Source organism: Microcoleus sp. OTE_8_concoct_300, assembly GCF_031383065.1.
Lineage (GTDB): Bacteria > Cyanobacteriota > Cyanobacteriia > Cyanobacteriales > Microcoleaceae > Microcoleus.
This window is the reverse complement of the sequence record NZ_JANMZH010000467.1, coordinates 1-10,692: the sequence shown is the minus strand read 5'-3', so window position 1 is coordinate 10,692 and position 10,692 is coordinate 1. Positions and strand designations below refer to the sequence as shown.

Genomic DNA, 10,692 nt, shown 5'->3' with positions numbered 1-10,692 from the left:
ACTTGTGGCACGGGCATCTTGCCCGTGACTTGGTAATTGACTTGTGGCACGGGCATCTTGCCCGTGACTTGGTAATTGACTTGTGGCACGGGCATCTTGCCTGCCATCTTCTAAAAGCGGCAGGCGAGACGCCACATCTCCAAGCGGAGACTGCAATTCAGGTTTGAGTTCCAACAGTTGAAAAATCGGACTAACGCCGAGGGAAATATCGTACAAATTAGTATAATTGCCAATCAATAATTGCAAACTTTGCTCCACCTGGACAATCAAACCCGAATAAAGCGCCAAATCCCCCAAAGTATAGCGCCCTCCCAATGCTCCCATTACCACATAAACAAATGGCAAAGCTACTCCTATTCTACTAAACACTGACCAGAAAAGTACAACAATGGCTCCTTTTTTTCGGATGCGTTGCATCTCGCTAAAAAACTGCAAAAACTGAGCCTGCCAGCGTTTTAGCCAAAGTTCCTGCAAGCCAAACAAACGCAATTCTTTAGCGTATTCTTCCCCGGTCAATACTCTAGCGGATAAGTTCATCTCGCGGGTGATTTTAGCTTGCTTTTTTTGAACTCTCCAGATGATTCTGCTATATTTTCTTTTGATGTAAATTGAGGGAGATGATGAAATCAACATCAGGACTGGTACCCACCAAGCTATGGTAGCAGCAAGGCTAATAGATGGAATAAATATAAAAATTCCTGTGATGGTCATGCTGAGGGTAAATGCTAGTTGCTGTATTTTGGATACTCCGGTTTTCGCGAGTTCTACTATATTTAATAGTTCGGGGTTTTCAAAGAGGGCGATATCGTCGAAATTGGCGACTTTTTCGAGGACTTTTCCTTCGACAAAGCCTTGAACGCGATCGCGCAAAGATGTCGCTGCAAAAGAGCTCATTGTTTCCAGGGAGTCGCCGACTAACTTGAGACTTAAGACTCCGCCAATACTCCACAGCAATATTGGGTGGGAAAGCATCAAAGCAAAGGGCTGTGCTGTTTGGGTTTGCGACAGCAACCGAGATACTTCATCAATGATTAATTTATCTAAAAATAGCACGGCAGAGGGGGCACCACCGCGGATAATGTTGAGTAATATTAAATTGCGGAGTTCTATTGGTGCGGCTTTGACTATCAGGCCCAAGCTGCGCCACAGAGCTTGGAATGTGGTAATTTGGATGGGTTGCATTATTTGTGGGTAGGTGTCGGGTCTAGTGATCCCCGGACGGTATATTATAGTAACTTTATCTCAACGGAAATGCAGCTTCCTGCAAGATTAGGCTAACGTCAGATGGATGTCTTGAGACTGCACGTTGCCAATGACCAAAACTACCATGCTGGTTAACAGCTTTAATCCACTGATCGAGAAATCCCCATTTAGCCTCATCTTGACGAGTTGGTTGCCCTTTAGTTTCTAGAATCAAAAAATTGCCATTTTTCAGACGAACTATAAAGTCGGGGCGATATTTCCGAACAACTCCGCCAAAAATATAGAGAATCTCAAATCCAAGGTGATCGTTTTTCACCCAAGCATCTACAATATGAGCGTTTCTTTCTCGATCGAGTTCGTAGGCTTCGCTGGCTTCCCATGTACTGTCAAAGACGCAGCAGTTGATGTGAGATTTACGAGTGTGCTCACAGGGTTTACCTGTGTACCAGGAACGCATATCACCTGTAGATCGGATTGGATGAACTGGATCAAAAACTGGTTCAATTCTTTCTGTATTTTCTAAATAAATAGCGTTCCAGATGTGTTGAACGACTTTTCTCAGATTAAGAGTGATCAGGATACGCCGTCGAATTTCGTCTCGATTGAATAATGGCGGAGTAATTTGGATAAAATCTGAGTGTATAAATTCTTCGACTAATCGAATCAGTTTTGCCAGTAAGTATTCTCGATTGCCTTTCCAAGTCGGTTTTATCTGGTCGAAGATGTCCCTAGCAACCTCAAAGGCAATTTTTTGCATCCGAAATTTGCGACCCAAATCTTCTAGGTCGATCGCCTTAATTTTAGTCACATCTGGTTTGCCATCCACAATAGGAGCGAGTTCTGCTAGTGTGCTATTGTCATAGGCATCTAACTGTAAAGTCTCAACTTGAGACATATTTAGTTTGAGTTCTGGTTTATAAATGTAATCAATACGGACAATATTGGGAAAGCTTATTTCAAACTGCTGTTTTTCAGGATCGGGTTTAATTTCAGTTTTAGGATTAGATGATGGTGGTGGCGTTCCTTCGGTAGATTCGTGGGGAAGAAAGGTAAAAGGAACACCAAAAATATTAACATATTCGGCTTCCAGTAAGTTTGTTTCTGGGTTAATATCATAAGCAGTTCTCCTTAAACCTCTACCTACAACTTGTTCGCAAAGAAGTTGACTAGAAAATGCGCGAATCCCCATAATATGTGTCACAGTTTTAGCATCCCAACCTTCAGATAACATCCCAACTGAGATCACATTTTGAATTTGTTCCCCAGGCTTCCCAAGTTGACCGACTGTATCAACTGTTTTTCGTAAAAGTTCTGCTTGTTCTTTCTTTGAAAGTTTGCGAATAGGTTCATCATCAGAGTTATCATCTTCGCTATTTTCTGCGGTTGTATCTTGGATTTCGGTGCTTTCTTCTTGGGATTCTGCCATTTTTAAAACATTAGAATCAATGTGTAAAGTGCGTTCTGAGTTACAGAGTTCTTCGATATGAATTTTGTGATGATCGAAAGCATATTTAATTCTAGCAGCCGTTTCGGTACGGTTAGCAATAGAAATCATGGCTGGTGGAACTTTATGCCCCGATTCTTGCCATGCTTTCGCCGTTTCTAGCCAATCTTTTCCGAGTAAAAGATAGCCATTAGCAAGCAAATCAGGGAGGGGTTCATCAGGTTTAGCTTTACGATTGACATCATCATAAACTTCTGGATCTCGATAAAGATGGTAAAGACGAGATTTAAAGTCTTTTACATTCAGTCTGGAATCGTCACGAATCACCACGCGAGGGGTTTTAACTAAACCAGATTCGATCGCATCATTTAAGCCAAAATCACTGACAATCCAGCCAAAAAGAGCTTCTTCTGAGCTTTTTTTACCAGACGGGGCAAAGGGTGTGGCGGAGAAGTCAAAACAGGTGAGGATTTTTCTCGCTTGGTGGATGCGATCGCACCCACCAACCCACTTGGTTGCCTCATCTAAGTCTTCTTTGCTGACACCTTTAACTTTGGATTCAGCAGGAATGCGCCATGCGTGGTGTGCTTCGTCGTTGATGACAACTATGTTGCTGGAGTTGGCAAGTTCACCTAAAACCTCTCGGGCGTAGGCTTCATTACTTTTTGCACCACGTTTATCAACTCCTTTTTTCTTTTTAATTTGTTCCTCAGTTTCCCAATTGAGGGTGTGCCAGTTACGGATTAAAACTTTGCCTTGACGAAGTTGATCGAATAAGCCTAGAGGAACAATATTGAAAATTTCGTAGTAGCTATTTTCAGCAGAGGGAAGCAGAACTTGCAGACGATTTTTAACTGTAAGTCCGGGGGCTATGACAAAAATAGCTTTGGAAAAGCGGGAGTCTTGGGGATAGGTAACTTTATTCAGAATTTGCCATGCAATTAACATCGCCATGACAATTGTTTTGCCGGAACCTGTTGCCATTTTGGAACACAGGCGTTTGAAGTTTCCCCCATCGGAAGGAATGTCGATACCAACTTTTTCAGACGGGGGGGATTCCGTTAGCCAGATTAGGGTTTCTATGGCTTCTAACTGACAGAAAAAGAAGGGAAAGTCGCGTTCTTCGGAGTTGTGCCAGTGTTCTAGCAGACGCTTGGTAACGCCTGTAACGCCTGGGTGTCCCTCATTGCACCAAGCTTTGACGCGGGGACGGATTTGGTTAACTAGAGGAATTTCGACAAATTTGCCTGGATCGTCGAAGGTTTTGGAGCTTTCGGAAGCAATGATATAGCCTGCGGGTCTTCTTCCTTCTGCAAGGCTAAATAGGCGAGAAGTGCGATCGTAGTGCCAATAGCGTTTTGGTTCTTCGTAGGGAGAATTAATAATGAGTTGATGAATTGTATTGCTAGTATGCATGATTTTAACTTTCTGACTTAGAACAAAATTTATCTCTAGCTTCAAGGGAATTGATAATTTCAGTTTTCTTGTATCCCAGCTTTTTTATAGCTTTCTTTAAATCTTTAGCCCTATTGTGAATATGAAGTTCATCATTCGTAATTAGATCGCAATTACTTAAGGCTGCTGTTTCAACAAAACAGCGATCGATTGTTTCACTAACTTCGATAATGACTTTTTTGATGGCATCTCTTAAGCTTTGAGGTGTATCTACTTCTACAATTTTCATTTCCTTCATTTTCAGCCAAAATCTTAACAAATAAATTTCAAAATTATCCTGCTGCTCTGGATTATTTATGGCTGCTTCCAGTCTAACCTCATATTCGCCTTGAATTTTACCACCACGATCGATATAAAGTTGATGAGAAGAAGTGATAACTGCCAATATTTGATTGATATGTTGGTCAACATTCTCTTGAGGATTGAGTAAGTGTTCAAATACATTTGCATCAATCACAATGGGTAGTAGTTTTTCGGATTTTTTCACCTAATCACTCTCCTGAATGTATTCCCAGAGCCTCAATTACATCGGCTCCAAAGAATTTCATTGGCAAACCTTTCTCAATACTTCCATCTGGATTGATGTCTAAATTATTAACCTTAACTACTCGATCTTCAATTTTAAAGTATGCTATTGTAACATCTTCTGGGTTCAGTTCTCCTTTTGCTATCAACTTGCGAAGCCTTAAAATAATATTTTCGCTGTGAGTTTCAATGATGGATGGCACACCTCGCTCTGTCCATAATTGCGCGAAAAAAGACCCCATTTCAAGTTGTGCTGTTGGGTGAATTTGAGCTTCTGGCTGTTCAACAATCAAGAGTTGCCTTTTATTGAGTAATGCACCTTGAACAAATATAGGAATACACTGACTAACTCCAAATCCAAAATCAGCTAAATAAGAATCTGCTCCTGTGGATTTGTTTCTAGCACGACATTCAGAAATATATCCCTTCATTGAAGGTTTAAAAGTTAAGCCCTCCACGTCAAGAACTGTGGCAATTTGGTTGCGAACAAACTCAGATTTATTTCCTCCTTCTGATAGTAAACGCTGTAAATGTGGCATAGCATATTCTCCCATGTGACCAACATCATCAGGAGGTGGACTTGCGATGATAATACCTCGTTGGGATTCTTCGCGAATGGGAGAAAGATGGCGAATTGATCGCATCTCATATCGCAGACCTTGTAGGTACGAATCATTTAAGAATGCCTTAAAAACTTCTTCCGGTCGATCAGAAGTTGCCGGGAAAGATAAAAATCCCGTTCGTCTTAGATTTTTAGATTCGACTTTAAAGACTTCTCGTTCGTCAATGTTTCCAGTAACTACATGACTGCCTTTATTACAATTTTTGCCGTAGGTAACATCAGCCGAAATTTTGAAGTTTACTAATCGTGTTTTTTTTCCAGTACGAGGGATGGTTTCTAGGTTGATTGCCATAACTTCTTCACCGTCAGCACCGCCACTAAATTTGATATCTTTCAAATTTTCTCTCATTGTTTGCAGTGGCAGTGGCGGGAGATCGCTAGTCTCTATTTCTAGTTCAAATTTTAATTCTTTATCTGTTGATGTACTATTTTTCAGTTCTGCAAACATTCCAAGATGAACGTGCCTACCTTCTGTCACTAGAAAAGCATCTTCGCTTACTTCAAGTGTTTGTTGTAACATGAGCAAAAATTTAATTAGGGTAGATTTGCCAACGCTATTACAACCGATTAGGATAGTAATTGGTCTGACTCGAACCTCAATCTGTTCGCTAAAAGCTCGAAAATTTGTTAGTTTTATATTTTTCAGCATCTAAGTTTATTCTCAATCTACTAGCTCAACAATCTTAAGTGACTCGATCCCCCGATCGTCCACAATTTTGACAGCAACGCGCTGATGTTCGCCGATTTCAAAAGGCAAGGAGACAGTCCCTTGATAAGACTCGATTAAATCTTCATCAATTTCGGCTTTGAGATTGCGGGCTAGACGCGACCAAGCATCTTTTTCTCCTGCCATCGGGAAGAAAACCTGACGCGGGAAAACGCTTCTGCCATCATAATCGATATCTAACATCCATACGGCAATTTTTTCAACGCTGCCAGACTCGATATTTCCAGTCTTGGTGTTGTAATAATCGAAGCCGTGAACTTCTACTTCCCACTTACCTGCATCTTCTCCTCTGTTGATGCGGCGGAGGGCGACATCGGGTTGACCCACCAACCAGAAGCTATCGTTACTAGCGCGTTTTTTCTTAAGGTCTTCTGTCTGCATATCCATGTTCATTTGTGCTTTCAGAAGCGTGACACCCGGCCAGTTGGTTTCGTCGATGTCTTTGGCCGCTTCAGGGTCAAACTGGAAGGCGGCAAAGATAATTAATTTAGGCTTGGGTACTAAAGTTTGTGCTTCTTCAATAGCTTGGTTAACATGGCGTTGTTCTAGGGGAGCGTGTTCTGGGCCGAAAGAAATCACAACTCGCATCGGTTTATCATAAGTGCCACCAGATTCTTTGACGGTATTGGCTCCCAAATCGTTAGGTTTAGTTTCGGCATCGGCATGAAGCCAGCGAGTACCGGGTAAAGCTTCGACTCGCGAAAACAGGATGTATTGCCCGTTTTTACCGCGAATTCCTGTTTTTAGCATTTCATCACGCAATTTTGATTGCCGCAGAGTTTCGCCAGAACGGGCAATTGATTCGTCAGCAACGGGTGGATTGATAACATCATCAATTGGTTTGACTATGGGGGCGGGGACTGCTTCAACTGTAAATGGGCCAGTAACTCTGACTCTGGATTTATCTATCAAGGGTTGGTCGTAGAGGGTTTCTTGGTCGGCGTATTTATTAATAGCTTGTTCGATTTCTATGCGGTTCATGCCTTCCCGAATTTCTGGGTTATTGGCAATCGATTTGAGGGTGATGTGAGGGACGGTTTTGTATTTGAAACCACTGCCTACGCCTTCCTGGGAATTTGCAAGTTGATAATAGTCAAAGGTGGCGGTCATTAAGCGTTGTTTGGCTAGGGTTATTGCTACCCGCGAGGTATCGCAGGTTATCCATCTGCGTCCCCATTGTTCGGCTACGTAGGCAGTTGTGCCGCTACCGCAGGTGATGTCAAGGACTAAATCACCTGGATCGGTGGTCATTAAAAGACAGCGTTGGATGACTAATGTTGAAGTCTGAACTACATACAATTTGTCATATTCACCTGTTGTATTTGTCCATAAATTAGAGACTTTACTTACAGGAAAATCATCATAATAAATAATATATCTTAGTGTCTTACCTCTATCAAATAAACGGTTTGCTTTAGCTAAATTTTTCATTCCATTTTTTGTGGTTTTCCAACTTCTACCTGAAGATGTTCGATAGTTTTTGCCCTCGTATTCAAAATCAAATATGCAAGATTGCGTATAACCACTGGATACTAAATTATCGTCACAGAAAATTCTACTATCTTTGGATATAATATTTAAATTGGCTTTTTCTTCAGCCGTTAAAGGTCTTCTTGTTCCATCAGAAAATTCAATATTTGAATATCTAGAGTCCCCTCCCAATTCTCGCTGAGTAAATATATCTCTATATTTGTATTTGGATTTATCTTTGGCATACCAAATTAGATAAGATGTAACTACTGATAATCCCGAAGATGTTAAAGTGCCCGAGCTTCTATAAGAAATAACACAAACAAAATTCTCCCCACCAAAAACCTCGTCCATCAATTCCCTAATATGATGCAGATTCTCATCAGAAATCTGCACAAAAATACTTCCTGTTTCAGACAACAACTCTCTCGCTAACAACAATCTATCTCTTAAATAAGTCAAATAAGAATGAATCCCCAATTCCCAAGTATCCCGAAATGCCTTAATCATTTCCGGTTCTTGAGTCAAATCCTCATCTTTTCCATCCTTCACATCCCGCTTATTCACAAATGGCTGAAAATTTGAACCATATTTAATCCCATAAGGCGGATCGAAATAAATCATCTGTACTTGTCCCGCCGTTCCCTCTTTTTCTAATAGGGAATTCATCACTAAAAGCGAGTCTCCCGCAACTAAGCGGTTTGTCCAATTATGCTTGTGTTTGTAAAATTCGATCGCCTGTCGAATCGGTGGATTTTCCTCTGGTTGCTCAAATAGAGATAACTGTACACCTTGATTTGGGTTACGCTTCCGTACTGCTTCAATAATGCTGCGCGGATCGATGCGTTCGTGAACGTGCAGCGAAACTGTAGGAACTTCAAAGCTAGTATGTTCTGCTTTTCCAGCCCAAACTAACTGAGGGTCAAGGTGAGGATCGTAGGCATATTTTTTGCTATCGCCATCTGGATCGGTGTCTGCCGTAACCAGCCCGACGGGTGGGTTATTGACTCTTTGTTGGTTTTCGTGCTTGTACTGCGCGATCGCTCTTTGGTCAGGTTTCTTTTGCCTCGCCATGCGACTTCCTTATACCCTCAAAACCTTTACCTTACACTTTATGCCACACCTTTGCCAAATTTTTATATGTTTTTTGGGATTGCTCTAGTGTGCTAATATCTTGGCTATTCTTGAAATGAATTTTATCTAGCCACAATGGAATCACAGGCGATCGCTCGATCGAGGGATACGATCGCCCTTTCCATCTCAAACTCTACCAGATCGAGCGATCGCCCTGAATGAATCCCACAATAGCATAAACCGCTTTATGCCAAAGTTATCCAAATGTCAAACGCCGCACCGTACCGTCATCTGTAAATCGCTGTTCGCCAACGCCAACAACTTCCACAATAACTTCGCGTTCAGATATCAAAAATTGGCCCTCGCGCGCGGCAATTTCAACGATTATTTTTTCCCCTTCCAAATACACCTTGTAATTAGTCGTTGCCCAGACACCTTTTTGGTGTTCAAAACTGTGTCCGTCGTCCTCATAAAGCGTCCATTCACCGCTGCCGGGCCAAATTCGCATTTTTAATGACTCAAGCGGTTCTTCGCTGACAAATTGCCTCACAGGTGCGATCCTCTTCGAGGGCTTCGCTAACGCAATTATGCCCCCTCCCCGCACGTAAAGCGGCATTCTCTCCAAAGGTGCATAAGCTAAAATGTGCGTCGGGCCCTGATAGCATTCGCCCGTCCACCAATCGTACCAAGTCCCCTCCGGCAAATACACAGCGCGGTGTTCAACTCCAGGGCGGTAAACAGGTGCAGCCATCAGCGACGGGCCGAGTAATACTTGATCGTAAAGGTGATAAGTTGCCCGATCGCGCGGAAAGTGATATAGTAGCGGTCGCAAAATCGGCGTTCCCGTCGTCGCAGCTTCCCAAAACAAGGTATAAATGTAAGGTAACAACTGATAGCGCAAATTGATGTATTCGCGGCAAATCTTCTCAGTGCGATCGCCAAAAACCCACGGTTCGTGCTGCGCCGTACTCATCGCCGAATGACCGCGCATCAAGGGATAAAGCATCCCCACCTGCATCCACCGCGCGAACAATTCAGCGGTTGCATTCCCCGCAAAGCCGCCGATGTCGCAACCGACAAACGCCACGCCCGAAAGCCCCATATTGCAAAGCATTGGTAGCGACATTTCTAAGTGTTCCCACTGCGATTGATTGTCGCCCATCCACACTGAGGAGTAACGCTGAACGCCCGCAAAACCCGATCGCGTCAGCACAAAAGATCGCTCGCCAGATCGCACTTTTTGCAACCCCTCAGCACAAGCTTTAGCCATCATCAACCCATACAAATTGTGGGTTTGGGCGTGGGTAGCGCGATCGGATTCCGGGCCTTGCGGTGCATCCAGGGGAAAGCTGATGTGTTCGCCGCCGTCACCAAAAGGCCGTTCGGCGATCGCAGGTTCGTTCATGTCGTTCCAAATCCCCGCAATCCCAACATCTGTAAGAGTTTTGTGCAATTCGCCCCACCACTGGCGCACCTCCGGCCGCAGGAAGTCGGGAAACACCGCTTTGTCCGGCCAAACGTAACCGTGGAATAGCTTTCCCTCTGCGGTGCGGACGAAATAGTCATTTTCCACACCCCGATCGAATATTTCATAATCTGCTTCCGGTTCGTACTTGACACCGGGATCGACAATCGTGACAACCTTAAAACCCGCTGCTTTCAAGTCTGCGATCAGTTTCGCCGGATCGGGGAAACGCTTCGGGCTCCAGGTAAAAACGCGGTAGCCGCGCATATAGTCGATGTCGAGGTGGATGACATCGCAGGGAATCGCCCGATCGCGAAATTCCTTCGCCAACTCGCGCACAACGTCCTCGGATTCGTAGCTCCAGCGGCATTGGTGGTATCCCAGCGCCCATTTTGGCGGAAGCGGCATCCGGCCGGTTAACTGGGTGTAGGTGGCGATAATTTGGGCGGGTTCCGGGCCGTAAATGATGTAGTAGTCGAGTTCCGGGCCTCTGGTTTCCATCCGCAAAACACCCGGTTGTTCCGCGCCGATGTCGAACTGACTCCAAAATGTAGTGTTGAAGAAAATGCCGTAAGCGCGATCGGGATTCAGGGCGATGTAAAATGCGATCGCCTGGTACATTTCATCGGTGAGGGAATTGTAGTCGAGGGAGTCGGTTGTCCAGTTTGTCTTGACTTCGGAGAGTTTGTCGAGAAAGCCGGTGCGTT

The 10,692-nt window shown here is 43.7% G+C and carries 5 protein-coding genes and 1 pseudogene; all 6 read right to left on the bottom strand.

Going from position 1 to position 10,692, the window contains the following annotated elements; translation table 11 throughout:
- Window positions 1-1,182 (bottom strand): annotated as a pseudogene (locus tag ACUVJL_RS21030) (ABC transporter ATP-binding protein); the annotation flags it as partial.
- Window positions 1,183-1,237: 55 nt separating this feature from the next.
- Entirely contained in the window at window positions 1,238-4,063 is a 2,826-nt protein-coding gene (locus ACUVJL_RS21025) for a BPTD_3080 family restriction endonuclease (RefSeq protein WP_445247611.1), read from the bottom strand.
- Window positions 4,064-4,067: 4 nt separating this feature from the next.
- On the bottom strand, window positions 4,068-4,589 hold the full coding sequence (locus ACUVJL_RS21020; RefSeq protein WP_445247610.1) for a hypothetical protein: 522 nt from the start codon (window positions 4,587-4,589) through the stop codon (window positions 4,068-4,070).
- A gap of 4 nt (window positions 4,590-4,593) precedes the next feature.
- The gene (locus tag ACUVJL_RS21015) at window positions 4,594-5,898 is read right to left on the bottom strand and encodes an AAA family ATPase (RefSeq protein ID WP_445247609.1); all 1,305 of its coding nucleotides are present in this window, start codon (window positions 5,896-5,898) and stop codon (window positions 4,594-4,596) included.
- A 12-nt stretch (window positions 5,899-5,910) separates the two neighbouring features.
- Window positions 5,911-8,520 (bottom strand): site-specific DNA-methyltransferase, encoded by a 2,610-nt coding sequence (locus ACUVJL_RS21010; protein WP_445247608.1) that lies wholly within the window; start codon window positions 8,518-8,520, stop codon window positions 5,911-5,913.
- Window positions 8,521-8,776: 256 nt separating this feature from the next.
- Window positions 8,777-10,692 (bottom strand): glycoside hydrolase family 31 protein (locus ACUVJL_RS21005; protein WP_445247607.1); only part of this gene is annotated, 1,916 nt, incomplete at its 5' end.

Excerpts from the sequence above, each read along its gene's own strand:
- ACUVJL_RS21025 (WP_445247611.1), bottom strand. The coding sequence starts at position 4,063 with ATGCATACTAGCAATACAATTCATCAACTCATTATTAATTCTCCCTAC.
- ACUVJL_RS21015 (WP_445247609.1), bottom strand. The coding sequence starts at position 5,898 with ATGCTGAAAAATATAAAACTAACAAATTTTCGAGCTTTTAGCGAACAG.
- ACUVJL_RS21010 (WP_445247608.1), bottom strand. The coding sequence starts at position 8,520 with ATGGCGAGGCAAAAGAAACCTGACCAAAGAGCGATCGCGCAGTACAAG.